The sequence below is a fragment of the Paractinoplanes atraurantiacus genome (assembly GCF_900215205.1).
Classification (GTDB): Bacteria; Actinomycetota; Actinomycetes; order Mycobacteriales; family Micromonosporaceae; genus Actinoplanes; species Actinoplanes atraurantiacus.
Genome location: NZ_OBDY01000001.1, coordinates 1029445 through 1055095, shown reverse-complemented (window position 1 = coordinate 1055095; position 25651 = coordinate 1029445). Strand labels below are relative to the sequence as shown.

Sequence of the window (25651 nt, the reverse complement as noted above, 5' to 3'; positions counted from 1 at the left end):
CGCGATCAGGCCTCGGCCAGCCTCCGCGCGGCTTCACGGCAGGCGGTCAAGACCTCTCGCGCGTACGGCTCGGTGGCCCCCGCCAGCCCGCAGGCCGGCGTGATCACGACTTGCTGCGGCAACCGGGCCGCCGGGAACCCGAGCCTTTTCCACAGCGTCGAGACCCGCTCGGCCGTACGCTTGCCGGCCGTCGACGGATCACCCGAGGAAGCCTGGCCGGTCGAGGGCACGGCCCCCGCGAACAGCCCGATCCCGGCCTCGATGGCCTCACCCAGCGGGTCGAGATCTTTGAGCAACGACAGGTCGAGCGCGACGGCCACGCTCCGCGCGTCTTTAAAGACTTGCAGGGGTACGTCCGGTGCACAGCAATGCGCGACGACGGGCACCCCGACGGCCTCGACGATCGTTCGCAGCGCCGTGGCCGCGTCGGCCCCGTCGACCGACTTGTAGGCGCCGAGCCCACTCTCGGTCGGCACCCGCCCGGCCAGCACCGCCGGCAGCGAGGGCTCGTCGATCTGCAGCAGCAGGCTCGCACCGGGCAGCCGCTTGCGCACCTCGTCGACGTGCTTGCGCAGCCCCTCGGCCAGCGAGTCGGTCAGATCACGCACGGCACCCGGATCGCGCAGCAGCCGCCCGCCGATCGGCCGGTCGATGCTCGCCGCCAGCGTCCACGGCCCGGCCGACTGGAGCTTGACCGTCCCCGTGAACCCGTCACCCTGCTCGGTGAGCTGGTCGAGGTCGCGTTCGAGCAGATCGGCCGTCCGCCGAAGGTCTTTCCCGGCCCGCGGCGCCACCTGCCACCGCCCCGCATAGAGCTGCACCGGCAGCTCCACGAGAAACCCGGCGCTGCGCCCGATCATGTCGGCCCCCGGCCCGCGAGCCGGCAGCTCGGCCAGATGGGGCAGGAGGGGCAGCTCCCCGAAGACGATCCGCTGCGCCTCGGCGATGTCCGTCCCCGGCAACGACCCGATCCCGGTCGCCGCTCCGACCGGCCATGGGAAATCAGCCACGGTCGTCACCGGAAGCACCGACCGCGACAGCCACAGACCCGCCGGCCCTCACCGCAAGATCATCACGGGAAGGGGAGGCGGAGGGCGCGGAAGCGGAGAGCGCAGAGGCAGAGGCGGAGGCGGAGGCGGAGGCGGAGGGCGCGGAAGCGGAGGGCGCGGCAGGCGCCGAGGGACGCAGCGCTTCCGAGGCCGTGCCCTCGGTGATGGTGGCCGAGCCCAGGACGATGTCGCCGGCCGCCGGGTCGCGGCGGTAGGCCACGATCGCCTGGCCGGCGGCCACGCCCCGGGCCGGGGAGAGCAGGCGGGCGGTCAGGGTGCCGTCGGCGACGGTCACCACGGCCGGGACCACCTCGCCGTGGGCGCGCAGCTGGACGTCGCACTCGACCGGGGTCTCGGCGCCGTGCCAGATCGGGCGGGTCGCGGTCACCACGTCGACCTCGAGGTCCTCGCGCGGGCCGACCGTCACCGTGTTGGTCACCGGGGTGATCGACAGGACGTAGCGGGGGCGGCCGTCCGGCGCCGGCACGCGGAGGTCGAGGCCCTTGCGCTGGCCGACCGTGTACGCGTACGCGCCGTCGTGGGTTCCGAGCTTCTCGCCCGTACGGCCGTCGACGATGTCGCCCGGGGCCTCGCCCAGCTTGCGCTGGAGGAAGCCCTTGGTGTCGCCGTCGGCGATGAAGCAGATGTCGTGCGAGTCGGGCTTGTCGGCCACGGCCAGGCCGCGCGCGGCCGCCTCGTCGCGCACCTGCGCCTTGGTCGAGTCGCCGAGCGGGAAGACGGCCCGGGACAGCTGATCGCCGGTGAGCACGGCCAGCACGTACGACTGGTCCTTGGCGTGGTCGACGCTGCGCCGCAGCAGGCCGTCGGCGCCGAGGCGGGCGTGGTGGCCGGTGACGACGGCGTCGAAGCCGAGCGCGACCGCCCGGTCGAGCACCGCCTCAAACTTGATCTTCTCGTTGCAGCGCAGGCAGGGGTTCGGCGTGCGGCCCGCCGCATACTCCGCGACGAAGTCGTCGACGACGCTCTCGTGGAACTGGTCGGCCATGTCCCACACGTAGAACGGGATGCCGATCACGTCGGCCGCCCGGCGCGCGTCACGGGAGTCTTCCAGCGTGCAGCAGCCTCGCGCGCCCGTCCGATAGGTCTGGGGGTTTCGCGCCAGCGCCAGGTGCACCCCGGTGACGTCGTGACCGGCGTCGTGGGCGCGCGCGGCGGCAACGGCGGAATCGACCCCGCCCGACATGGCCGCTAGTACTCGCATGCCGGTAAGCGTATCCGGCCTCAGCGGGGCGTCTTCCAGGCCGTGGCGCGGCGGGCGCGCTCGACCGCGCCGGGCAGGGCCGCCACGAGGGCGTCGATGTCGGCGGTGGTCGAGGTGTGGCCCAGGGTGAAGCGCAGCGAGGAGCGGGCGCGGTCGTCGTCGGCGCCCATGGCGATCAGCACGTGGCTGGGCTGGGCCACGCCGGCCGAGCAGGCCGAGCCCGTCGAGCAGTAGATGCCCGCGGCGTCGAGCAGCAGCAACAGCGCGTCGCCCTCGCAGCCGGGGAAGCTGAAGTGCGCGTTGCCGGGCAGCCGGTCGCCGGTCATCCCGTTGCAGATGACGTCGGGGACCGCGGCGCGGACCCGGGCCACCAGATCGTCGCGCAGGGCGCCGACCCTGGCCGCGTACTCCACCTGGCTCTTGACTGTCGTCTCGACGGCCGTGGCGAAGGCCACCACCCCCGCGGTGTCGAGCGTGCCCGAGCGGACGTCGCGCTCCTGGCCGCCGCCGTGCAGCAGCGGCGTGCAGGCCACGTCGCGGCCGAGCAGCAGCGCACCCACCCCGACCGGGCCGCCCACCTTGTGGCCGGTGACCGTCATCGCCGCCGCGCCGCTCGCCGTGAAGTCGACCGGCACCTGGCCGACCGCCTGCACCGCGTCGGTGTGGAACGGGATGCCCGCCGCCGCGGCCAGCGCCGCCAGCTCGTGCACCGGCTGGAGCGTGCCCACCTCGTTGTTCGCCCACTGGACGCTGATCACGGCGATCTCGTCCGCGTACTGGTCGATGACCGCGGCCACGGCGGACGGGTCGACCCGGCCCCCGGAGTCGACCGGCAGCCAGCTGATCTGGGCGCCCTCGTGCGTGCCGAGCCACTCCACCGCGTCCATGACCGCGTGGTGCTCGACCGCGGACGCCACGACGCGGTTGTGGTTGAGCGAGGCCGACCGGCGGGCCCAGAAGATGCCCTTGGTCGCCAGGTTGTCGCTTTCGGTGCCGCCGCTGGTGAAGACCACCTCGGACGGGCGGGCGCCGAGGGCCGCGGCGATGCGCTCGCGGGACTCCTCGACCAGCCGCCGGGCGTGCCGGCCGGCCGCGTGCAGGGACGACGGATTGCCGACCTCGCGGGCGGCGGCGACATACGCCTCCAGCGCCTCGGCGAGCATCGGCGTGGTCGCCGCGTGATCCAAGTAGGCCATCACGATGAAGCTTATGCCTGACGGCGAACGGCCCGGCGCACAGCGCCGGGCCGCTCGTGCGTGAGCACTGTTACTTCCGCTTACGGATCTCGTCGGCGGCCTGGGGCACAACCTTGAACAGGTCGCCCACCACGCCGTAGTCGGCCAGCTCGAAGATCGGGGCCTCGGGGTCCTTGTTGACCGCGACGATCGTCTTCGAGGTCTGCATGCCGGCCCGGTGCTGGATCGCGCCGGAGATGCCGAGCGCGACGTACAGCTGCGGCGACACGGTCTTGCCGGTCTGGCCGACCTGGAACTGGTGCGGGTAGAAGCCCGAGTCGACGGCCGCGCGGGACGCGCCGACGGCGCCGCCGAGCAGGTCGGCCAGCTCCTCGACCAACTTGAAGTTGTCGGCGTTGCCGACGCCGCGGCCACCGGAGACGACCACGCCGGCCTCGGTGAGCTCGGGGCGCGAGCCCTTGGTCTCGGTGACCCGCTCGACGACCTTGGTCAGCTTGTCGGCCTCGGACAGCTCGGCTGTGACCTGCTCGACGGCCGGGGTCGCGGCCGACGGCTCAGGGGTGACCGAGTTGGGGCGGATGGTCACGATCGGCAGGCCCTTGGTGACCTTCGACTTGACGATGGTGGAGCCGGCGAACGCGACCTGGGTGGCGGTGCCGTCGGCGGCCACCTCGACCGCGTCGGTCAGCAGGCCGTTGTCGAGCTTGACGGCCAGGCGGCCGGCGATCTCCTTGCCCTCCTGCGTCGAGCCCAGCAGGACGGCGGCCGGCTGCTTCTGGCGTACGAGCGAAGCCACGACGGTCGCCTTGGGGGCAACGAGGTAGTCGGACGCCTCGGCCACGTAGATCTTCTCCGCGCCGTACTCGGCCAGCTTCGCCTGGTCGACGTCGCCGAAGACGACGGCGGAGGGTGAGCCCAGCGTGCGGGCGATGGTCAGCAGCTCCAGCGTGACCTTCTTGACGGAGCCTTCCACGACGACAAGAACTTCAGCCATGACCGGCCCCTCTCAGACGAACTTCTCGGTGGCGAGGTACGACACCAGCTGCGTGCCGCCGTCGCCCTCATCGGTGATCTTCGTGCCGGCCGAGCGCGGCGGGCGCTTGGCGAACTCGAGCACCTGCGACGTGGCGCCGGCGAAGCCGACCTCGCCCGCGTCGACGCCCAGGTCGGACAGGGCCAGGGCCTGCACCGGCTTCTTCTTGGCGGCCATGATGCCCTTGAAGGACGGGTACCGCGGCTCGTTGATCGTGTCCCAGACGCTGACGACGGCCGGGGTGGCCGCGGTGACGACCTCGTAGCCCTCGTCGGTCTGCCGCTCGGCGGTCAGCTGCGAGCCGTCCACGGTGAGCTTGCGGGCGCCGGTCAGCGCCGCGATGCCGAGACGCTCGGCGATCATGTGGGGCAGGACCTGCACGCGGCCGTCGGTCGACTCGGCGCCGCAGAGGATCAGGTCGGCGCCCAGCTGGCCGAGAGCGGTGGCGAGAACCTTGGAGGTGGCCACGGCGCAGGAGCCGTGCAGCGCGTCGTCGGAGATGTGAACGGCCTTGTCCGGGCCCATCGACAGCGCCTTGCGGATCGACTCGGTCGCGCCGCCCGGGCCCATGGTCAGCACGGTGACCTCGCCCCCGTGCGCCTCCTTGATCTTCAACGCCTCCTCGATGGCGTACTCGTCCATCTCGTTGATGACGTTGCTCGCCGAGGCACGCTCGACCGTGAAGTCCTGCGAGCTCAGGGTGCGCTCGGCACCGGAGTCGGGTACCTGCTTCACCAGTACGACGATGTTCATCGCGCTTTTACGACCCTCCTGTTATGACCGCCGGCCCATACACCCGCCAGGTTACCCGTCAGTAAGTTGCACGTGGCGTGCACCTAGTAGTGACTCACCTCACCCGTCCCGCCCGCAAGACGACTACGATCAGGGCAAGGAGGTGTCGCGATATGTCCGGCCAAATCGCTCCGCTGGTCGACGGTGTGCTTCCGTCCGACTCACATACTCCCCCACGCCTGGACGGCCCTGCGCCGGACACCCATGGACGTGCCGGACCCGACTCACCCTGGTGCCGATGCGGCCGGCCCCGCGAGGCGTGCGTCAGTGACGAAGTCCGCATGCTGTGGGCCCGCCTTCTGGACCTCCGCGGTCAATAATCAACAGGTGTTACGGGAGTGGTTCGATCCGGAGAAGACGCCGACCGTCGGCCGCACGCCCGACTACCGGTTCTCGCTGGCCAACGAGCGCACCTTCCTGGCCTGGATCCGCACCGGCCTGGCGCTGATCGCCGGCGGGCTGGCCTGCGCCCAGTTCCTGCCGCCGCTGCCCATCACGTTCCTGCGCGAGGGCCTGGCCATCGCCCTGCTGCTGCTCGGCAGCGTGGTCGCCCTGCGAGCGGTCGACCATTGGGCCCGTACGGAGAGGGCCATGCGCCTGGGCGAGGAGCTGCCCGGCTCGAAGTTCCCGGCCATCCTGGCGATGGTCGTCGCCTTGGGCGCCCTGCTCCTGATCATCACAGTGTTGATCAACGCGGCCAAGGAATGATCCGCAGCCGTGGACTGACGCGCGACCGCGGACTGACGCGCGACCATGCAATGAGGCGCGGCCATGCAATGAGGCGCGGCCGTGGATGACGCCGCGGCCCGGACCGCCGATCATGGCGCCGCCGCCGAGCGGACCCGCCTGGCCTGGCGCCGCACCGCCCTCTCGGCGGCGGCGGTCGCCCTGCTCGCCCTGCGACCGGCCATCACCCACCCCGCCCACGCCGGGCGGTGGATCGCGGCCGCCCTGATTTTCCTCGGCTGGGCGGTGATGGTGGCCATCGCCTACCGGCGAGCGCGGGGGCTGACCTCGATCCCGCCCAGGCCGGCACGCCGCACCGTGCCGGCCTTCGCCCTTCTCGCCCTGGCCTTCGCCCTGCTCGGCGGCTTGGTCATCGCCCTCTGAACCCCCGCCGGGGAGGGAGAGGGGGCGCGAGGAGAAGCGAAGAGCGCGGGCGCGAGGAGAAGCGAAGAGCGCGGGCGCGAGGAGGGAAGGGAAGAGGAAGGCGCGAGAGGACAGGAAGGCGCGAGAGGACGGCCGGGGGCGCGAGAGGACAGGAAGGGGAAGGAGGAGGGCTAGGCCGGAAACGGCGCGGAGGTGCTGCGTACGGGCCCTCGAGGGGGCGGCGCCGACCATTTTGGTCCGGTTGTCATGCTCTGATCGTCGCCGGAAGCGCCGGGGCGCGTCATCATTGCCTCATGGTCCGGTTGTTCATCCTCCTGGCTGCCGTGCAGCTGGTGCTCTTCGTGCTGGCGCTGATCAGCTGTCTGTCGGCCGATCGGGTGCGTAACGCGCCGCGCCTGGTGTGGGTTCTGGTGATCCTGCTGATCCCGCTGCTCGGCCCCATCGCGTACTTCGTCTGGGGCCGGCCCCTGCCGCCGCCGACGGAGGGCGGCCCCGTCCGCCGTCACGCGTCGCGGCCCTCCTCCCCCGACGACGACCCCGATTTCCTGCGGTCGGTCGACACCGAGAAATCCCGCCGGGACAGCGAGATGCTCGCCCAGTGGGAGAAGGAGCTGAACAAGGGCGAGGAGGACTAGGCCAGGTTCGACGACCGCGGATAGGCGTCGGCCGGGTCGGTCAGCACGTTGACCAGGTAGGGCACGCCCGCGGCGAAGGCCCGTTCGAGTGCCGGGCCGATGCCGGACGCCTTCTCCACCGTCTCGCCGGCGCCGCCGAGGGCACGGACCACCTCGTCGTAGCGCAGGCCGGGCTGCAGGTCGGCGGCCACGTCATACCCGTACATGGCCTGCATGGGGTGTTTCTCCAGCCCCCAGATGCCGTTGTTGCCGACCACCATGACCACCGGGAGTCGCTGCCGGACCAGCGATTCCACGTCCATCAGGGAGAAACCGGCCGCGCCGTCGCCGAAGAGCACGCAGATCTGCCGGCCGGGATAGGTGACCCGGGCTCCCATGGCATAACCCATTCCGGTGCCGAGGCAGCCGTACGGGCCGGGGTCGAGCCAGGTGCCGGGCTGCGACGGCTCGAGATACCTTCCGGCGTACGACACGAAGTCGCCCCCGTCGCCGATCGTCACCGCGTCCGGCGCCAGAATCTTGCGCAGTTCGCCGTAGACCCGCGCCGGCTTGATCGGGTCGGATTCGGCCGCCATCGCCTCGGCGTCGCGCGCCTTGCCGGCGTCCTCGGCCGAGCGCAGACCGTCGATCCACTCCGAGTGGTCGGCCCGGTCGCCGGTGTGGTCGGCCAGCGCCGTGAGGATCAGCCGCAGGTCACCGGTGGGCGCGACGGCCGGGGTCACGTGTGTGGCGCGCTGCGAGGGCGCGTCCACGATGTGCACCACCTGGGCCTCGCCGAACTCGCCGAAGCCGAGCCGGAAGTCGAGCGGCGTGCCGATCACGCAGACCACGTCGGCCTCGTTGAGGGCGGGCCGCCGCGCCTTGGCGAAGGCCAGGGGGTGTGACGGCGGCAGCGCGCCCCGGCCCATGCCGTTGGTGAAGACCGGAATCTGAAGCGCCTCGGCGGCCGCTTTCAGAGCGTCGATCGCGTCACCGCCCCACACGTCCGATCCCGCGATGATCACCGGCCGCGCGGCGGAGGCCAGCAGGCGGGCGGTCTCCTCGACCAGCGAAGGATCCGGCTCGATCACCGGGATGGCCGGGGTGCCCGGCGCGGCCGCCTCGCCGGTCGAGAAGACGACCTCCAGGGGCAGGTCGAGGAAGGCCGGGCCGCGGTGGGCGGTGAGCGCCGAGGTCAGCGCGGCCCCGATCTCGCCCGCGATGGCGTCGGTGTCGCCGACCGTCGCGGCGTACTTGGTGATCGTCTTGACCAGCGGCACGTGGTCGAACTCCTGGAGGCTGCCCGACCCCCAGCGGAACGCGGGCGCCCGGCCGCCCAGCACGAGCACCGGCGAGGCGTTGAAGAACGCGCTGGTCAGGCCGGAGATGCCGTTGGTCACGCCGGGTCCGGCGGTGAGCACGGCGAGCCCGGGGCGCCGCTGCAGCTTGGCCACGGCCTCGGCCGCGAAGACCGCGGACTGCTCGTGGCGTACGTCGTAGATCGGAAATCCGGTCTTGTGCGCCGCGTCGTAGAGCGGGAACACGTGCCCGCCGGAGAGAGTGAACATCTCGGTCACGCCGTACGCACGCAGGGCCGCCAGCGCCAGATCTCCGCCGTGCCCCTCGATCACCTCAGCCATGTCCAGCAGGTTACCGGTGAGTTAGATCCCGAGCAGCTCCCGAATCTCGTTCCACAAGTTTTCCGCGTCGAGCGGCAGCGAGTCGCCGTTGCCGTAGCCGTACGCGACGACCAGCGCGACCAACGGCACGACGATCATCAGCAGGACGCTGAGCGTGACCTGGAGGAAGCGCACGAAGCCGCTCGACCGTTTGCGCGGCTTCTTCCCGGCCGGCTGGGGCGGCTGATAAGGCTGCGGCGCGGGCGACATCGGCCGGCTCGCGCTCGGCGCCGCCGTCGCCACACCCCTGGGAGGTACGGAGATCGGCCGCTCGGTGCGGGGCGGCGCGCTCACCGGCTGCGTGAAGGCCGATTTCGGCGTCGGCACCGTCGCGTGCGGGTCCTGCGCCCAGTGGTTGTGGTCCGCGTCCGGCCACGGGTCGACCGGCGGCTGCAGCCCGGTGGTCCCGGGGATGTGCTCGGCCACGGGCGTCGTCGCGGCGTAATGCTCGGCCATCGGCGCCGTCGAGGGAAGGTGCTCGGCGGCCGGCGCCGTCTTCGGCATGTCGGCTGCCTCGACCCGTACGGTCGCCGACTCCGCCTTTCCCGTCGAGACCAGCCGCAGCTCGGCGGTCGGCCCGGGCGCGGCCGGCCCCGAGGCCAGCAGCGCGGCGCCGGCCAGGATGCTGCCCTCGGCCACCACCAGTTCCGGCTGCTCGATCACCACCGGCGCCTCGCCCAGCTCACGGTGGAGCAGGGTGGCCACCAGCGGGATGCGGCTGGCCCCGCCGACCAGGAAGACGCCGGCCAGCCGCCCCTCGGGCAGGTCGGCCCAGTCGAGCATGCCCTTGGTGATGCGCACCGTCTGGTCGAGGATCGGCCGGGCCAGTTTTTCCAGCTCGTCGCGGGTCAGGTGGACCTCGGTGTCGAGCAGCGGCACCACGAAGTCGGCCGACTGGGTGCGCGACAGCCGCTCCTTGGCGATCCGCACCTCTTCCCACAGCTGCCGCCGCGCCCGCCTCTCCTGGGCCGTGGTCGGCTCCAGCAGGCGCTGCCACTCGTCGGTCTTGAGGTGCTCGACGATGGCGGCGTCGATGTCGAGGCCGCCGATGTCGTCACGGCCGTCGACGGCCATGACTTCAAACCCTTCGGCCGTACGGGCGACGACGCTCGCGTCGAAGGTGCCCGCGCCGAAGTCGTGCACCACCACGACCGACCCGATCGGCACGTCGCGGCCGAGCACCTCGGCGAAGTACGTGGCGGCGGCGACCGGCTCGGCGACCAGCCGGGCCCGGGTCAGCCCGGCCTGGGCGGCCGCCTCGGCCAGCAGCGTGCGACGGGTCGCGCCCCAGGTGGCCGGGCAGGTCAGCGTCACCTCGGGCAGCAGCGGGCCGACCGCCCGGTGCCACTCCTCGGCCACCCGGGCCAGCACCGACGCGATCAGGTCGACGACCGGCACCTCCTGCTCGCCGAGGAGCACGAGGCCGTCGTCGATGCGGCGTTTCGGGTTGGGCTCGAAGCGGGCCGGGTCGAAACGGGCGGCGTGCACGGCGTCACGGCCGACGACGAAGCTGCCGTCGGGCTCGGCGTAGACGGCGGAGGGCAGCAGCGGGGACCCGTCGACCAGGATCGGGCGGGCGCGGCCGTCGGGCCAGCGCGCCACCGCGACAGTGTTCGAGGTGCCGAAGTCCACGCCGAGGGCATGCCTCTTCGGCTCACCTTGGTCGATGGGCATGGACCGAGTCTAGGGGGTACTTGCCCTTAGACGATCTTCCAGCGCGGAGGGTCATATCGCGCGCGCAGACAGCGAACGAGTTGATCGTCGCGGGTGCGCCCGAAGGCACCCTCGGGCCAGCAGCGGTCACCGACGGTCACGTCGCGCTGGACCTTGTCACCGTCCGGCCTCGGCTGGTCACGGGGCGTGGGCGAGGCGCTGGCCGAGGTGGTGGGCGGTTCCGGCGGCAGCAGGATCAGTTCGCTCGACGGCGTGACGCTCGGCACTGACGGCTCCGGCGCGGCCGGCGGGCTCGCGGCCGGTGAGCTCGGTGGAGAGGTGGTCGGTTTGCCCGGCGTGGCGGTCTTGGCCGGCCGGCGCGTCTTCGAGACCGGCGCTTGAGGGCCGCGCGACGCCGCCACCGGCGGCTCGGGAGCGGGAACGGCCGGAGCCGGCGCCGCCGAGGTGAGCCGCGGCGGCGGGGCGGCGGCCTGGTCGACCGCCGCGCCGGAACCACCCGGATCGGAGCTGGACCGGCCCAGCGTGAGCCAGCCGATCAGCGCGCAGAGCAGAGCCTGCCCGATCACCAGGGCCACGGCCATGCGCACGGTGCGGCGCACCCCACGCGTGACCGGAACCGGTTCCACACCGCGTGACTTTATGGCAACTGATCGATATATGCGAGGGTCAGCGGCCCGTAAATGTGGGTTTACGCTTCTCGACGAAGGCGGTGGTGCCCTCGATCCGGTCGTCGGTGGCGAACAGCCCGGCGAAAAGCTGCGACTCCAGCGCCAGGCCGGAGGCCAGATCGAGGTTGAGCCCGCCGTCCACCGCCAGCTTGGCCGCGCGCAGGGCCAGGGAGGGCCCGGAGACGTACGGCCGGACCAGCTCGACGGCTGTCCGATAGACGTCACCGGCCGGCGCCACCCGGTCGGCCAGGCCGATCCGCAGGGCCTCGTCGGCGCCGACCATGCGGCCCGAGAAGATCAGATCTTTGGCGCGGGCCGGGCCGATCAACCGGGCCAGCCGCTGGGTGCCGCCGGCGCCCGGGATGATGCCCAGCTTGATCTCGGGCTGGCCGAGCTTGGCGTCGTCCGCCACCACCCGCCAGTCGCAGGCCAGGGCCAGTTCGCAGCCGCCGCCGAGGGCGTACCCGGTGATCGCCGCGACGACCGGCTTGGGGATGCGCGCCACGGCGTCGAACGCGCTCGACAGCGCCTCGGCCCGGACGGCCATCTCCTGGTAGCCGACCTTCGTGAACTCAGTGATGTCGGCACCGGCGGCGAAGACCTTCTCACCCCCGTACACAATGACGGCCTTGACCCCCTCATCACCGGTGGCGGAATGCGCGGCGGCCCGGAGCTCTTCTTGAAGCTGGGTGTTGAGAGCGTTCATCGGGGGCCGGTTCAGCTTGATGGTTCCGATACCGTCGTTGGTCTCCAGCGTCACGAACTCGCCCACGAACAGCCTCCTGAGTATTGGTTCAGGTCAGCCTACGACGGGTACGGAGAAGACAATGACCACCTACTACCGGGACCCGGACGTGTGGATCACGTCGGCGGGTGTCCGGATGAACGGCATGGATCTGGGCCTCGACGACCTGATCCAGGTCTGGCACACGCGTGGACGCCGGTCATGGGCGACGATCGCCGGCCGGGGCGCCCTGGGCCTGGCCATCCTGGTCCCGATCCTGCTCGGCGCGCTCGGCATCGCGGTCGCCCTGCTGATCGACGCCTCCACCACCACGACCATCGCCCTGGTCGGCGGGGGCGTGCTGGTCGGCCTGGCCACCTTGCCGCTGGCCGACGTGCTGCTGGAGCAGGTCGACCGGTCGTACGACCGCGGCAGCCGCACCCGGGAGATCTGGGCCCGCACGCCGACCGGCAAGGTGATGTTGCTGCGGACGCCCGACTCGGCGCGCTTCGGCCGCATCTACCGGGCCCTGCAAAGGGCTTTGGAGCCTTCTCTAAAGTGACGCGATGAACAAAGACGCCGCCGGTCTCTCGGCGATGCTGGCGACCATGGGCGCGCTGCACTTCGCGGCGCCGAAGCCGTTCGACTCGATCGTGCCGCGCTCCCTGCCAGGTTCGCCGCGCACGTGGACCTATCTGAGCGGCGCGGCCGAGCTGGCCGTGGCGGCCGCGGTCGCCCACCCGCGCACCCGCCGCGCCGGGGCCCTGGCCGCGGCCGGGCTGTTCGCCGCGGTCTTCCCGGCCAACGTCAAGATGGCGATGGACTGGCGGCACGCGTCACCGGCCAAGCGGGCCGTCGCCTACGGCCGCCTGCCGATGCAGATACCGCTCATCCTGTGGGCCCGCCGCGTTTTCTCGGATTAACGGACGGGCGCTCACATAATCGGTGACCATCGGAATTGATGCGAGCCACCCAGACGCGCCCCACCGGTGTCGAGCGGACCTTCGGCGTCGACGAGATCATCGTGACGAAGACGGACCCGCGCGGCGTCATCACGTACGCCAACGAGGTGTTCCTGCGGACGTCGGCGCTGACCGAGGCCGAGGCGATCGGGCAGCCGCACAACCTCATCCGGCACCCGGACATGCCGCGGTCCGTCTTCAAGCTGCTCTGGGACACCCTCGAACAGCGGCAGGAAATCTTCGCGTACGTGAAGAACCTGGCCGCCGACGGCGCCCACTACTGGGTCTTCGCGCACGTCACGCCCTCGTACACGGCCGACGGCCGGTTCGCCGGATATCACTCCAACCGCCGTTCCCCCGACAAGCCGGTCGTCACCGAGGTGAGCCGCCTGTACGACCGGCTGCTCGCGGCCGAGCGGGGCGCGCCGAACACCAAGGCGGCGGTCGAGGCGGGGTGGCAGGCGATGCTGGCGGAGCTCGGCGACCAGACGTACGACGAATATGTCTGGGCCTTGACCACCGGTGCCCGCTGATGGCCGACGAGATCCTGCGGCTGATCACCGACGTGTGCCGCAAGGCCGCGGCCGGTGACCTCGAGGCGCGGCTGCCCTCGATCGGTGAGTCGGCCGAGGCGGTGGCGGCCCGCGACGCGATAAACAACCTGCTCGACACGAGCGACGCGTTCCTGCGCGAGTCGAGCGCGGCCTCGGCGGCGGCGGCCGAGGGCCGCTTCCACCGCCGCATCCTGACCCGGGGCCTGCGCGGCGCGTTCAAGATGGCGGCCGAACAGATCTCGGCCTCGACGTCGGTGATGAGCGACGACGCGGCCCGCATCGCGGACGCGAACAGGGCCCGGGTCGCGCTCGCGGACGACCTGGAGTCGGCCGTGCTGTCGGTGTCGGAGCAGGTGGCGACGGCGGCCACCGAGATGGGGGCGACCGCCAACGGGCTGGCCGACTTCGCCCGCGACGCGGTCAGCGAGGCCGAGCGGGGCCTGTCTACGGTGACCGGGCTGCGCACGGCCTCCGATCAGATCCGCACGGCGGTCGACCTGATCAACGCGGTGGCCAAGCAGACGCGGCTGCTGGCGCTGAACGCGACCATCGAGGCGGCCCGCGCGGGCGAGGCCGGCAAGGGCTTCAGCGTGGTCGCGGGCGAGGTGAAGACCCTGGCCACCGAGACCAGCGCCTCCAGCAACGAGATCATGGGCCAGGTCAACACGGTCCAGGAGGTGGCCAACGACGCGGTGACGGTCCTGGAGACGGTCACCAACAGCATCCGCGAGATGAGCGGCCTGGTGAACGGCATCGCCGCCGCGGTCGACGGCGGCGGCGACGCGGGAAGCACCGGCCTCTCCCAGCTGGCCGAGGTCCTGCGCTCCGAGGTGAACCGCTTCGTCACCACGGCCCGCCAGACCTAGCCGTTGTAGATCTCGTCGATCTCGGCTCGGGTCGGAAGCGAATTCGAGGCCCCCACTTTCCGTACGCAGGCGGCGCCGGCCGCGTTGGCCCAGCGGACCGCCTCGACCAGATCGCGGCCCTCGCCCCAGGCCACGGCCAGCGCGGCCGTGAAGGCGTCACCGGCGGCGGTGGTGTCGACGACGCTCACCTTGAACGACGGGATGTGCTCGTCGCGGCCCTCGCGGTCGGCGTAACGAGAACCGCCGCCGCCCAAGGTCAGCACCACGCGCGGCACCAGGGCCAGCAGGGCCGGCACGTCGATGGTGTCGCCGCCGGTGATGGCCAGCGCCTCGACCTCGTTGACCACCAACAGGTCGACGTTCTCCAGCAGCTCCGGCGGCAGCTCTCGGGCCGGGGCCGCGTTCAGGACCATGCGGGTGCCGCCGGCGCGCGCGGCCCGGGCCGCCTCGGTCACCGTCTCGACCGGGATCTCCTGCTGGCAGAGCAGCACGTCGGCGGCGGCGATCTCGGCCCGCTCGCCGTCGCCGAGGCCGGTGAACGCGTTGTTGGCGCCGGGGGCGACCAGTATCGAGTTCTCCCCCGCGCGATCCACCATGATCACGGCGACGCCCGAGACCCCGTACGTCGTCCGCACATGGGTCATGTCGACGCCGGCGCCGTTGAGCCGGGCGTTCAAATTGACGCCGAACGAGTCGGAGCCGATCGCGCCCAGGAAGCACGTGCGCCCGCCGGCCCGGGCGGCGCCGATCGCCTGGTTGGCGCCCTTGCCGCCCGGCATCATCAGGAAGTCGTCGCCCAGCACCGTCTCGCCCGGCCGGGGCAGGCGCTCGGCCAGCCCGACCAGGTCCATGTTGGCGCTCCCGGCGACGACGATGCGCGGGGTCATGTCAGGCCGCCCGTGCCGTGTACCGGTCGCCGAAGCGGTCGATGACCAACGGCAGGCCGAACGTCTTGGACAGGTTGTCCGCCGTCATGACCTCACCGAGCAGCCCGGCGGCGACGATCGTGCCCTCGCGCAGCAGCAGCCCGTGGGTGAAGCCGGGCGGGATCTCCTCGACGTGGTGGGTGACCAGCACCATCGCGGGCGAGTCGGGGTCGAGGGCGAGCTCGGTGAGCCGGGCGATCAGATCCTCCCGGCCGCCCAGGTCGAGCCCGGCGCTCGGCTCGTCGAGCAGCATCAGCTCGGGGTCGGTCATCAGCGCCCGGGCGATCAGGGTGCGCTTGCGCTCGCCCTCGGAAAGGGTGCCGAACTCGCGGTCAACCAGCGCGCCCATGCCCAGCTGGGCCAGCAGCTGCCGGGCCCGCGCCTCGTCCTGCGGGTCGTAGCTCTCACGCCAGCGGCCCACCACCGACCAGGCGGCGGTGACCACCACGTCGAGCACCCGCTCGTCGGCCGGCACCCGGTCGGCGAACTGGCCGGTGGCCAACCCGATCCGCGTCCGCAGCTCGTTGATGTCGGTGCGGCCGAGGCGCTCGGCCAGCACGTACGCCGTGCCGCGGGAGGGGTGCAGCCGGCCGGAGGCCAGGTTGAGCAGGGTCGTCTTCCCGGCGCCGTTCGGGCCGAGGACGACCCAGCGCTCGTCCAGCTCGACCTGCCAGGACAGGCTGCGAACCAGGAAGTTTCCGTTGCGGATCACGCTGACCCGGTCGAACGCGATGACGGTGTCGTCGTCGGGAGGGAGAGTCACGGCACCATCCAACCACGCGTTTTGGGTCAGGCCGTTGTAGACCCGAACACCTCATCCCGTACGGCGTCGAGCGCCGTCCACAGCGCGCCGTGCAGCACGGGATCGGACTCCACACCGGTGATGACGACCTTGGGATGTACGAGGGTGATCGCGGCGACCTCCTGCTCGACGCGCTCGGCCAGCGCCGGGCCACCGGCGTGGCTGATCTCGCCGGCCAGCACGACGAGCGGCGGGTCGAGAACGACGCAGGTGGCGGCGACACCGAGCGCCAGCCGCGCGGCGAGCTCGTCGAGCACCGGCTCGCCGGCCTCACCGGCGGCGACAGCGTCACGGATCACATCGGCCGCCTCGGCGCCGCGGAAGCCGTACTTCTTGCCGATGGTCTTGACCGCCTCGGCCCCGGCCAGGCTCTGGAAGGCGCCGCGGACGCCGCCCTTGGCCGCCCGCTTGGAGGAGTGCCGCGGAACCTCGGCCCCCGGAACCGGCAGATAGCCGATCTCACCGGCGGCGCCCGTGCTGCCCTGGTGCAGCCGGCCGTCGATGACGCTGGCCAGGCCGACGCCACGGCCGACCCAGATCAGCACGAAGTCGCGGACGCCGGTGGCGGCGCCGGTGCTCTGTTCGGCGACGGCGGCCATGTTGACGTCATTGCCGAAGAAGACGGGGGTGTGCAGATCGCGCCGCAGGTCGTCGAGCAGGCCGCGGTGCCAGCGGGGCAGATCCCAGGCGAACGAGATCTCGCCGCTCTGCGGATCGACCAGGCCCGGCGTGCCGAGAACGACCCGCCGCACGGAGCCCATGTCGGCGCCGGCCTCGGTCGCGGCCCGCACGACAGCGTTGTGCACGACGCCGACCGGATCGTCGGTGTCCTTGGTGGACTGCTCGTCCCGCCCGATGATCGTGCCGGTGATGTCGGCACAGGCGGCGACAACCCGATCCGGCCCGACATCGACACCGATCACATGCGCGCTGCCGGGCGTCACCGCGTACAGCTGGGCGTTGGGCCCGCGACCGCCCGCCTGCTCACCGACCCGGCGCACGAGACCGCGCTGCTCGAGCCGCTCCACGAGCTGCGACGCCGTGACCTTGCTGAGGCCGGTCATCTCACCCAGCTGGGCCCGCGTCAGCGGACCGCGCGAGAGCAGCAGTTCCAGCGCCGCGCGGTCGTTGAGCGCGCGCAACAGCCGGGGCGTGCCCGGAAGGCGGGTGGCGGCCATGAGATCCCCTACTTATTTAGGATTATTTCCTATTAGATTACCGGCACCCAGCGAACGGGTAGGCGCAGCGTAACGGTCCCGGCGCGTCGACAACTCCCCCCGCCGATCGACCCCGAGCGATCATGGCAGCTCCCACCCCCTCCGACCAGACCCGCAGGCACATCACCACCCTCCCCGCCGGCTCACTCTCCCCGCGGCCTACCCCCATCCCGACACCGCCACCACTCCTCCTTCACCACCGCTACCTGCCGCCCCGCTTTCGCTGCCACCCCCTTTCGCTGCTGCACCCCTCTCCACCGCCGCATCTCCTTAATCGCCGCACCCTCTTGCTGCCGCTCTTCGCACCGCCCCACTTTCGCCGCCCCACTTTCGCCGCCCCACTTTCGCCGCCCCACTTTCGCTGGCGCCCCCTCCGCCGCTGTTCCCTTCTCTACCGCCGCACCTCCTTTGTCGACGCACTCTCTTCGCTGCACTTCTTGACACCACCCCTCCTCCGCCGTCCGCTTTCACCGCCGGCCGCCCTTCGCCGCTGGCCCCTCTTCGCCGCCGCGTCCCCGTCGCCGCACCCCTTCACCGCCGCGCCCTCTCGCCGCCGCGCTCTCTCGCCGCCGCGTGCTCTCGCCGCCGCGTGCCCTCGCCGCCGCGTGCCCTCGCCGCCGCGTGCCCTCGCCGCCGCGTGCCCTCGCCGCCGCGCGCCCCTTGGTCGCCGGGCCGCTTTCGTCGCCGCTTCTTCGCCGCCGCCCGCCCTCGCCAACGCCGTCCTCCGCGACTGCGGCTTCCCCCAACGCCCCTCTCCGGCGCCCCACACCCCTTGTTGAACATGTTCAAGTTTGGGTCTACGCTGAGGCGAGTTAGTTGAACGCGTTCGAGAAAGGTGGTCCGATGGACCCGAAGGTGTGGATGTACCTCGTTTACCTGGCGGTCAGCGTGGGTCTGACGGTCTGGGTGGCGACCACGCTCTCCCGCAACGGGCTCGTCTTCCTGGCCGACGTCTTCGCCGACGCGAAGCTGGCCAAGGCGGTCAACCAGTTGCTGGTGATGGGCTTCTACCTGCTGAATCTGGGATACGTCACCGTGACGATGCGGTCGGGAGACACGATCGCGGACACCAGCGAGGCGCTCGAGACCCTCTCGATGAAGATCGGGCTGGTGCTGCTCGTGCTCGGGGTCCTGCACTTCTGCAACGTCTTCTTCCTGGGCCGCTACCGCCGTGGCCGCCTGCGCCAGCAGCAGGGCATGCCGCCGCTGCCGCCCGCCGGCCGCCTCCCGTTCCACCCGCAGACCCCACCACCGGCCCGGGCATGACCGGCCACCGCGCCCCCGATCCGGCCGTCCGCCGCGATCTCCCGCCGATCGACGAAGAGGCCGGCCACAACAACCTCGGGCCGGCCGGCCCGGACGGCGGCCACCTCGATCTCGATCCGGCCGGTCACGGGGCTGGCCGGGTCGGACCACCCGGTGGGGACCGCTCCGGCACGGTCCCCACCGGGCCGGGGGAAGAAGCACAGATCGAGTCGTTGGAGAAAACGCGGACCGGGCCGCGAGGAGAAGCACGGACCAACCCGCAAAGAGAAGCGCGGACCGAGCCGCGTGAAGTAGCGCGGACCGAGCCGCAGGAAGTAGCACAGATCGGTCTGCGGGAAGAAGCCCGGTCCGAGCCGCAGGAAGAAGCGCGGACCGAGCCGCAGGAAGAAGCGCAGATCGGGCTGGGGGAAGAAGCGCGGACCGGACCTCGGGGAGAAGGGCGGATCAGGGCCTTCACTGTTCTGTACGACGCCGGGTGCCCGATCTGCCGGGCCGCGGGGCGATGGCTTCGGGGGCGGGATCAGCTCGTACCACTGGAGTTCCTGCCTGCGGGGTCGGCCGAGGCTCGGGAGCGGTTCGCCGGGCTGGATCACGATGCGACGCTGCGGGACATCACGGTTATCGGAGATGACGGCTCGGTCTATGTGGGTGACGGGGCGTGGGTGGCCTGTCTGTGGGCGCTCGCGGACTATCGGGCCATGGCCGAGCGGATCAGCTCGCCGGCCCTTCTGCCGAGCGCGCGGAGGTTCATCGCCGCGGTGTCGGCGATCCGGGAGGCGACGCGCTCGTCAGCCGGGCAGGCAACGCTCCCACCGGCCGGGCAGGAGACGCGCCCGTCCGCCGGGCAGGCGCGGGAGACGACGCGGTCTTCGGCGGGGCCGGTCGGGGAAGGACGCGACGAGTGGGCGCTGGACTACGGTGGCGGGTGTGACGACCGCTGCCGCTGAACCGACCGGCCCGGACGGCCCGGCGCCGGCCGCGGCCCCCACCGCCGGCCTCTCCCCGGCTGCCGGTGCCGCGAATGCCGCCGGAGCGGCCGCGCCCGGACGAGGCGCCGCACACAGCGAGAGCACCGCGCCCAGCGAGAGCAGCGCGGCAGGCGAGAGTGCTGCGGCAGGCGAGAGTGCTGCGGCCGGCGGCAAGGAAGGCGGGGTCGGGGAGCGGGCCTCCCGCGTCGGGGTGGACAAGCCTCGGCGGGCTCGGGGGGAGCAGACGCGGCAGCTGATTCTCGAGACGGCTCTGCGGCTTTTTCGGGAGCGGGGCTACGCCGAGACGACCATGCGGGCCATCGCGAAAGAGGCGGGGGTCGCGGTCGGGAACGCGTATTACTACTTCGACTCCAAGGAACACCTTATTCAGGGGTTCTACGACCGGAACCAGGCGTTGCACCGGGCGGCCGCGGAGAAGGTCTTCGCCGGTGAGAAGGATCTGGCGCCGCGGCTTCGGGGAGTGTTGCACGCGGGGATCGACGTCAATGCGCCGTACCACTCGTTCGCGGCCACCTTCTTCAAGAGCGCGGCCGAGCCCACGTCGCCGTTGAGCCCGTTCTCGCGGGAGTCGTCGCCGGCGCGCGAGGCGGCGATCGCGATCTTCCGGGATGTGGTGGAGGGCTCGACGGCCAAGCTCGATCCGGAGTTGCGCCGGGAACTGCCCGAGCTGCTGTGGCTCGGGTGGATGGGCGTCATTCTCTTTTGGGTGTACGACAATTCGCCCGGCCAGAGGCGCACCCGACGGCTCATCGACGGCATCGTGCCGCTGATCGACCGGCTCGTCTCGCTGTCGCGGCTGCGGGTGCTGCGGCCGGCGTTGCGGCAGGTCCTGGCCCTGATCGACAGCATTCGCCGCGACGATTGATCACTTTCGGTAGTGCGTCACCGTCGCGACGGTGAGTAATCGGCTGCCAAGTTATATGCCTTCGTGTCCGGAGATAGCCGGATCTGTCGCCCATTCCGCGTGGGCCGAACGGCCATTTCGGCCATCGAGAGCTTTCGGCCGGCAACCGCCGGCACGTAGCGTTATCACCGCAGGTGGGTCTGGGGACGTCGCGGCACAGGGTTCGAGCTACGGGACCAGTTCGAGCCTTCGCGACGCAGACGGTGAGCCGGGCACGGCCGCGGATTTCGGGAGCAATCCGCCGCCGGCCCGGCTCACGCTGCTTTTCAGGCGGCCTTGAAACCGCGCAGGCGCAGGCTGTTGAGGACGACGAAGATCGAGCTCAACGCCATCGTGGCCCCGGCGATCATCGGGTTGAGCAGGCCGGCCGCGGCCAGCGGCAGCGCCGCCACGTTGTAGGCGAAGGCCCAGAACAGGTTGCCGCGGATGATGTTCAGGGTGCGGCGCGACAACCGGACGGCATCCACGGCGGCGCCGAGGTCATCCCGTACGAGAGTCAGGTCCGAAGCCTGAATCGCGACGTCTGTGCCGGCGCCCATCGCCAATCCGAGATCAGCCTGGGCCAGCGCGGCCGCGTCGTTGACGCCGTCGCCGACCATCGCCACCGACTTGCCCTCGGCCTGAAGGCGCTTGACCACGTCGACCTTGCCCGTCGGCAGCACCCCGGCGAAAACCTCGGTGATGCCGACCTCGGCCGCCACCGCCTCCGCCACCGGCGCGGCATCGCCGGTGACCAGCATCGGCTCCAGCCCCAGCCTCCGCAGACCCGCGATCGCCGCCCGGCTCGTGGGCCGCACCGCGTCCGCCAGCGCCAGCCACCCCGCCACCGCCCCGTCGACGGTCACCTCAACCCAGGTCGCGGCGCCGGGAAGTGCAGCCGCGACCCGCACCGAGCCCAAGCCGGCACCCAAGACCGAAGCGGCCCCCGAGCCCGAGCCGGCACCCAAGGCCGAAGGGGCCCCCGAGCCCGAGCCGGCACCCAAGGCGGAAGCGGCCCCCAAGGCGGAAGCGGCCGCCGAGCCCGAACCAGCGCCCAAGGTTGAAGGGCCCCCCGAGCCCGAGCCACCGTCCGAGGCGGCGTCCACCGCCGGGCCATCACCGGCCGCGCGACCGGCACCCGACTCCGAGCCGGCGCTCGGTGGCCTTCCTGCGCTCACGGCCACCTCCACCTCGCCGACCCGGCCGCGCACTCCGACGCCGGCCGTCGCGTGGAAGTCCGTGACCGCCGGCAGCGCGCCCTTCTCGCGGGCCGCGTTCGTGATCGCGCGGCCGATCGGGTGCTCCGACGCCGCCTCGACGGCGCCGGCCCAGCGCAGCAACTCGTCCGGGTCGGTTTCCCCGGCCGGCACCAGCGCCGCCACCGCCATCCGTCCCGTCGTCACCGTGCCCGTCTTGTCGAGCACGATCGTGTCGGCTCGGCGGGTCGACTCCAGGGCCTCCACACCGCGGATCAGAATGCCCAGCTGGGCGCCACGGCCCGTACCCACCAGCAATGCCGTTGGTGTGGCCAGGCCCAGCGCGCACGGGCACGCGATGATCAGCACCGCCACCGCGGCGGTGAACGCCGCCGACGAGCCCTCGCCCGTGCCCAGCCAGTAGCCCAGCGTGCCCACCGCCAGGGCGATCACCACCGGGACGAACACCCCGGAGATGCGGTCGGCCAGGCGCTGCACGGCCGCCTTGCCGTTCTGCGCCTCCTCGACCAGCCGGGCCATCTGCGCCAGCTGCGTGTCGGCGCCCACCTTTTCGGCCCGCACCACCAGCCGCCCGCCGGCGTTCACGGTCGCGCCCGTCACCGGGTCGCCCGGCCGCACCTCGACCGGGACCGACTCGCCGGTCAGCAGGCTGACGTCCAGCGCCGACACTCCGTCGACCACCACGCCGTCGGTGGCCACCTTCTCGCCAGGGCGTACAAGGAAAATGTCACCCGGAGTGAGATCGCCGGCCGGAATGATCCTCTCCACGCCGTCCGCGAGGACGGTGACCTGCTTGGCCCCGAGCTCGAGCAGCGACCGCAGCGCGTCACCCGCGCGCCGCTTGGCCCGCGCCTCCAGATAGCGCCCGGCCAGCAGGAACGTGGTGACCCCGGCCGCCGCCTCCAGATAGATCGCGTCACCGTCGCCCGCCGTCAGTGAGAACGGGTGTGTCATGCCCGGCATGCCGGCGTCGCCGAGGAAGAGCGCCCAGATCGACCACCCGAAGGCCGCCAGTGTCCCCATCGAGACCAGCGTGTCCATCGTGGCCGCGCCGTGCCGCAGGTTCACGAAGGCCGATCGGTGGAACGGCCATCCGCCGTACACCACGACCGGTGACGCCAGAACGAGCGACAACCACTGCCAGTAGTCGAACTGCCATGACGGAACCATGGCCAGAACGATCACCGGAAAACTCAGAACGGCCGAGATGAGCAGCCGGTCGCGCAGCGGATCACGGCGCTCGTTTTCCACAGGTTTTTCCACAGCGGGCTCGGCCGCCGTGTAGCCCGTCTTCTCCACCACGGCGATCAGGTCGGCCGCGGAGACGGAGGCCGGCACGGTGGCCCGCGCTTTCTCGGTGGCGTAGTTGACCGTGGCCGTCACGCCGTCCACCCGGTTCAGCTTCTTCTCGATGCGATTGGCGCACGCGGCGCACGTCATCCCACCGATCTCGAGCTCGATCACCCGCTCCATGCCCCGAGCATACCCCTCGGGGGTACGGGTATCCCTCAGAGGAAGCCCGAAACGGCCGCCGCCACTCGCCCGGGCGCCGTGCGCTCGGCGGTATGCCCCAGCCCCCGCATGGTCATCCGCGTCCCGTTCGGCAGCACTCCCTCGAGCGCGTCCAGCCGATCGATCAGATGCCGAGGGCTGCGGCTTCCGCCCAACAACAAGACCGGCACTGCGATTTGCCCGTACGCCGCCAGCCGGTTGCCAAGCGCATCGATGGCCTCCCCGTCATCCCATTGACGTTCGACGAGCGGCCCCATCTCCGCCCCTTTCCGGTTCATGACGAACTCGGCCACCCCCACCATCGGCGACCGCATCCGAGCCACGTCCCGAAGAAAAATCGCAAACGCCGTCCCCGCCCGCCCGGCTTCGAGCGCCGCCCGGGCACGAGGCGCCACCCCAAGACTCAGCACTTCATCCACCACGATCGGCGGCTCATAGAGCACCGCCGCCGAGTAGAGCCCTGGATCCGCCACAAGCGCTTCCAACGCCACAACCGCCCCCGATGAGTGCCCTACAAGCACCGGCCGCCGATCCGCCACACTTCCCAGCACTGCCCGCCCATCCGCCGCACTCCCCGGCACCGGCCCCGCGCACGCGGACCCTTCCCCCGCCGCCGGGCCCGCCCCCGGGCCGATGAGCGCCGCGGCCGCCTCCCGCACCTCGGCCACCTCGTCGGCGATCGTCACCTTCCTCGGCACCTCCAGCCGGTACTGCCGGCGATGCAGCCGCACCGTGCGGAACCGATCGTGCAGTCGGTCGGTCACCCTCGCCCAACTGCCGAGATTGCCCATCCCACCGTGCAACACGAGGATCGGGCGACCTTGCCCTTCATCAACCTTCACCGTTGCCTCCTTATCACCGCTAAGGAAAATTTAGCACTGCTAAGGTGAGGCCATGAAGGGCTCGACACGGCCGAACCGGCGAATCGGAAGGGGCGACCAGACCTGCGGGCCGTGCGAAACGGCCAGACCGGCGGGCCGTGCGGGGGCGACCAGACCGGCGGGCCGTGCGGGACGACCAGACGGCGGGCCGGGAGGGGCGACCAAATCGGGCGAACCGACAGAGCAGCTGGACCCACGAACCCGACGGACGACCAAACCGGGGCAAAGCGCCGGAGCAGCCGGACCGGCGAGGGGTGCGGGCTCAAGGCGGACGGAGCCCTCAACTGCTCGACGCAGCAGCAACCGAAAGGGCTCAAGGTGGGCGGAGCCGCGAGCTCAAGGCGGGCGGAGCCGAAAGGACTCGACGCGGGCGCAACCACAAGGGCTCGACACGGGCGCAACCGCAAGGGCTCGACACGGGCGCAACCGCAAGGGCTCGACACGGGCGCAACCACAAGGGCTCGACACGCGGACGCTCGCCGGCGATGTCGGCTGGTGACTGCCGGGCGAGGTGGGCGGCGGCTTCCACCGCGGGTGCCGATGGCGCCCGCCCGCGGCTGCGGAGCGAGGTAGAGCGGTGACACCGGCGTCCAGGGCGCTGATCGGGGCCAGTGCGGTGCCACGGAGAAGGGTGGAGCGGTGAAAGGGCTGTCGCGGGAAGTGCTCATCGATGCCGGGCTGCGGCTGCTCAACGAGGGGGGCCTCGACGGGCTCACTGTGCGCAAGCTGGCCGCCTCGCTCGATGTGCAGTCGCCGGCTCTCTACTGGCACTTCAAAACCAAGCAGGATCTGCTCGACGGGATGGCGAGCGCCGTCATCCAGCGCGCCGGCATGGGCCCTCCCCGCGACGGCGAAGCGTGGCCCGACTGGCTTCGGCGGCGGGCCCGGGCGTACCGCCGATCGCTTCTCGCGCATCGCGACGGCGCCCGGCTCATCACCTCGGCCCGGCGCGCCCCCGATGCTCTGCACGGCTTCGAGGAGGAGTTGGCCGCGATGGTCCGGCTCGGCTTCACCCCCGCCCTCGCCTTGCAAACCATCATGACCGTGGCCGACTACACCAACGGCTTCGTCCTTCAGGAACAGGCGACCGTCGGGCCGCCGGGCGAGGCCGAACTGGCCGCCCTCGCCCAGCTACCGACTTTGATGGCCGCCTTCGAGTCGGCCGGCTACCGCCGCCCCGACGAGTCCTTCGAGCACGGCCTGTCCGTTCTGGTCGCCGGCACCGAGGCCGTGCTACGAGATTGACGCCGTGGCGATCAGCGTGGCCCGGCCCAGGATGTGGCCGGCCATGGTGAAGCCCAGGTTGGCCGGTGTCGCGTCGGCCGGGACGCCGATGTCGGTCACGTCCAGGGCGTGCACCGTGATGAAGTACCGGTGCTCGCCGTGCCCGGCCGGCGGGGCCGCCCCCAGGAAGCGGGCCAGCCGGGCGTCGTTCGGCAACTGCACGGCGCCCGGCGGCAGGCCGGAGCCGCTGTCGTCGCCCGCGCCCTCGGGCAGTGATGTCACGTCGGCCGGGATGTTGGCCACGGCCCAGTGCCAGAAGCCGGAGCCGGTGGGCGCGTCCGGGTCGTAGACGGTGACGGCGTAGCTCTTCGTGCCGGCCGGCGCCCCGCTCCAGCTCAGCTGGGGCGACGCGTCCTGACCGCCGGGGACGCCGAACATGCCGGAGTGCTGCGCGGACGGCAACCGTTCCCCGTCGGCGACGGTCGTGCTCGTCACGGTGAAGCTGGGCGCCTCGGGAAGGCGGGCGAAAGGATCGTTCATAGTCGACTACGCTAGAGATAATCGATTATTTTGACAAGATAGAGTGATCCA

Annotated in this window: 25 protein-coding genes and 1 pseudogene; 11 read left to right on the top strand and 15 right to left on the bottom strand. The window is 71.6% G+C overall.

What is annotated here, in order from left to right:
- Window positions 1-5: 5 nt before the first annotated feature.
- From CRP55_RS05075 to CRP55_RS05055, 5 genes and pseudogenes are all read right to left on the bottom strand, one after another.
- On the bottom strand, window positions 6-1010 hold the full coding sequence (locus CRP55_RS05075) for a uroporphyrinogen decarboxylase/cobalamine-independent methonine synthase family protein (RefSeq protein ID WP_097318751.1): 1005 nt from the start codon (window positions 1008-1010) through the stop codon (window positions 6-8).
- A 199-nt stretch (window positions 1011-1209) separates the two neighbouring features.
- A pseudogene (gene mnmA / locus CRP55_RS05070) lies at window positions 1210-2271 on the bottom strand (tRNA 2-thiouridine(34) synthase MnmA); the annotation flags it as partial.
- Window positions 2272-2291: 20 nt separating this feature from the next.
- A complete protein-coding gene (locus tag CRP55_RS05065; RefSeq protein WP_097318226.1) occupies window positions 2292-3467 on the bottom strand; it encodes a cysteine desulfurase family protein in 1176 nt (391 codons plus the stop codon).
- 70 nt (window positions 3468-3537) lie between these two features.
- Window positions 3538-4461, bottom strand: coding sequence for an electron transfer flavoprotein subunit alpha/FixB family protein (locus tag CRP55_RS05060; protein ID WP_097318225.1), 924 nt, complete (start codon window positions 4459-4461; stop codon window positions 3538-3540).
- Between the two features lie 12 nt (window positions 4462-4473).
- Window positions 4474-5253 (bottom strand): electron transfer flavoprotein subunit beta/FixA family protein, encoded by a 780-nt coding sequence (locus tag CRP55_RS05055; RefSeq protein WP_097318224.1) that lies wholly within the window; start codon window positions 5251-5253, stop codon window positions 4474-4476.
- Window positions 5254-5619: 366 nt separating this feature from the next.
- Between CRP55_RS05055 and CRP55_RS05050 the strand changes: the two genes are divergently transcribed.
- From CRP55_RS05050 to CRP55_RS05040, 3 genes are all read left to right on the top strand, one after another.
- Entirely contained in the window at window positions 5620-6000 is a 381-nt protein-coding gene (locus CRP55_RS05050) for a YidH family protein (RefSeq protein WP_245922784.1), read from the top strand.
- Between the two features lie 81 nt (window positions 6001-6081).
- Window positions 6082-6402: a DUF202 domain-containing protein gene (locus CRP55_RS05045; protein WP_097318222.1), complete on the top strand. Its 321-nt coding sequence runs from the start codon at window positions 6082-6084 to the stop codon at window positions 6400-6402.
- A gap of 293 nt (window positions 6403-6695) precedes the next feature.
- Window positions 6696-7037, top strand: coding sequence for a PLDc N-terminal domain-containing protein (locus CRP55_RS05040; RefSeq protein WP_097318221.1), 342 nt, complete (start codon window positions 6696-6698; stop codon window positions 7035-7037).
- On the opposite strand, the gene CRP55_RS05035 is transcribed toward CRP55_RS05040, so the two are convergent.
- From CRP55_RS05035 to CRP55_RS05020, 4 genes are read right to left on the bottom strand one after another with little or no spacing between them, the layout of a single operon-like run.
- A complete protein-coding gene (locus CRP55_RS05035) occupies window positions 7034-8656 on the bottom strand; it encodes an acetolactate synthase (RefSeq protein WP_097318220.1) in 1623 nt (540 codons plus the stop codon). The genes CRP55_RS05040 and CRP55_RS05035 overlap by 4 nt on opposite strands.
- A 21-nt stretch (window positions 8657-8677) precedes the next feature.
- On the bottom strand, window positions 8678-10369 hold the full coding sequence (locus tag CRP55_RS05030) for an Hsp70 family protein (RefSeq protein ID WP_097318219.1): 1692 nt from the start codon (window positions 10367-10369) through the stop codon (window positions 8678-8680).
- Window positions 10370-10395: 26 nt separating this feature from the next.
- Window positions 10396-10995 (bottom strand): hypothetical protein, encoded by a 600-nt coding sequence (locus CRP55_RS05025; protein ID WP_097318218.1) that lies wholly within the window; start codon window positions 10993-10995, stop codon window positions 10396-10398.
- A gap of 40 nt (window positions 10996-11035) precedes the next feature.
- Window positions 11036-11809: an enoyl-CoA hydratase/isomerase family protein gene (locus CRP55_RS05020; RefSeq protein WP_097318217.1), complete on the bottom strand. Its 774-nt coding sequence runs from the start codon at window positions 11807-11809 to the stop codon at window positions 11036-11038.
- Window positions 11810-11864: 55 nt separating this feature from the next.
- Here CRP55_RS05020 and CRP55_RS05015 point away from each other — a divergent pair, with 55 nt between their 5' ends.
- Genes CRP55_RS05015 through CRP55_RS05000 form a run of 4 tightly spaced genes read left to right on the top strand, consistent with a single transcriptional unit; the run spans window position 11865 to window position 14143 of the window.
- Window positions 11865-12323, top strand: coding sequence for a DUF6232 family protein (locus CRP55_RS05015; RefSeq protein ID WP_097318216.1), 459 nt, complete (start codon window positions 11865-11867; stop codon window positions 12321-12323).
- 4 nt (window positions 12324-12327) lie between these two features.
- Window positions 12328-12684: a DoxX family protein gene (locus CRP55_RS05010; protein ID WP_097318215.1), complete on the top strand. Its 357-nt coding sequence runs from the start codon at window positions 12328-12330 to the stop codon at window positions 12682-12684.
- A 38-nt stretch (window positions 12685-12722) separates the two neighbouring features.
- Window positions 12723-13256 carry a PAS domain-containing protein gene (locus tag CRP55_RS05005; RefSeq protein ID WP_097318214.1) on the top strand — a complete coding sequence of 178 codons (534 nt, stop codon included), beginning with the start codon at window positions 12723-12725 and terminating at the stop codon, window positions 13254-13256.
- Window positions 13256-14143 carry a methyl-accepting chemotaxis protein gene (locus CRP55_RS05000; RefSeq protein WP_097318213.1) on the top strand — a complete coding sequence of 296 codons (888 nt, stop codon included), beginning with the start codon at window positions 13256-13258 and terminating at the stop codon, window positions 14141-14143. Before CRP55_RS05005 ends, CRP55_RS05000 begins: the two co-directional genes overlap by 1 nt.
- Here the strand turns inward: CRP55_RS05000 and CRP55_RS04995 are convergent.
- From CRP55_RS04995 to CRP55_RS04985, 3 genes are read right to left on the bottom strand one after another with little or no spacing between them, the layout of a single operon-like run.
- Entirely contained in the window at window positions 14140-15030 is an 891-nt protein-coding gene (locus CRP55_RS04995; RefSeq protein WP_097318212.1) for a ribokinase, read from the bottom strand. The two genes, CRP55_RS05000 and CRP55_RS04995, sit on opposite strands and share 4 nt — an antisense overlap.
- A 1-nt stretch (window position 15031) precedes the next feature.
- Window positions 15032-15832 carry an ABC transporter ATP-binding protein gene (locus CRP55_RS04990; RefSeq protein WP_179855010.1) on the bottom strand — a complete coding sequence of 267 codons (801 nt, stop codon included), beginning with the start codon at window positions 15830-15832 and terminating at the stop codon, window positions 15032-15034.
- Window positions 15833-15858: 26 nt separating this feature from the next.
- A complete protein-coding gene (locus tag CRP55_RS04985) occupies window positions 15859-17049 on the bottom strand; it encodes an ROK family transcriptional regulator (RefSeq protein WP_097318210.1) in 1191 nt (396 codons plus the stop codon).
- A gap of 882 nt (window positions 17050-17931) precedes the next feature.
- Here CRP55_RS04985 and CRP55_RS04980 point away from each other — a divergent pair.
- The 3 genes from CRP55_RS04980 to CRP55_RS04970 are packed head-to-tail and all read left to right on the top strand — an operon-like array spanning window position 17932 to window position 20208.
- Window positions 17932-18354 carry a hypothetical protein gene (locus tag CRP55_RS04980; protein ID WP_097318209.1) on the top strand — a complete coding sequence of 141 codons (423 nt, stop codon included), beginning with the start codon at window positions 17932-17934 and terminating at the stop codon, window positions 18352-18354.
- A complete protein-coding gene (locus CRP55_RS53825) occupies window positions 18351-19301 on the top strand; it encodes a thiol-disulfide oxidoreductase DCC family protein (RefSeq protein ID WP_097318208.1) in 951 nt (316 codons plus the stop codon). Before CRP55_RS04980 ends, CRP55_RS53825 begins: the two co-directional genes overlap by 4 nt.
- Window positions 19282-20208: a TetR/AcrR family transcriptional regulator gene (locus CRP55_RS04970; RefSeq protein ID WP_245922783.1), complete on the top strand. Its 927-nt coding sequence runs from the start codon at window positions 19282-19284 to the stop codon at window positions 20206-20208. Before CRP55_RS53825 ends, CRP55_RS04970 begins: the two co-directional genes overlap by 20 nt.
- Before the next feature lie 305 nt (window positions 20209-20513).
- Here the strand turns inward: CRP55_RS04970 and CRP55_RS04965 are convergent, their stop codons facing one another.
- Complete coding sequence (locus CRP55_RS04965; RefSeq protein ID WP_097318206.1) at window positions 20514-22916, bottom strand: heavy metal translocating P-type ATPase; 2403 nt, start codon at window positions 22914-22916, stop codon at window positions 20514-20516.
- 35 nt (window positions 22917-22951) lie between these two features.
- Complete coding sequence (locus CRP55_RS04960; RefSeq protein ID WP_218854061.1) at window positions 22952-23797, bottom strand: alpha/beta fold hydrolase; 846 nt, start codon at window positions 23795-23797, stop codon at window positions 22952-22954.
- Window positions 23798-24475: 678 nt separating this feature from the next.
- Between CRP55_RS04960 and CRP55_RS04955 the strand changes: the two genes are divergently transcribed.
- The gene (locus CRP55_RS04955; RefSeq protein WP_097318205.1) at window positions 24476-25081 is read left to right on the top strand and encodes a TetR/AcrR family transcriptional regulator C-terminal domain-containing protein; all 606 of its coding nucleotides are present in this window, start codon (window positions 24476-24478) and stop codon (window positions 25079-25081) included.
- On the opposite strand, the gene CRP55_RS04950 is transcribed toward CRP55_RS04955, so the two are convergent.
- Complete coding sequence (locus CRP55_RS04950; protein ID WP_097318204.1) at window positions 25070-25600, bottom strand: YbhB/YbcL family Raf kinase inhibitor-like protein; 531 nt, start codon at window positions 25598-25600, stop codon at window positions 25070-25072. The genes CRP55_RS04955 and CRP55_RS04950 overlap by 12 nt on opposite strands.
- Window positions 25601-25651: the final 51 nt, after the last annotated feature.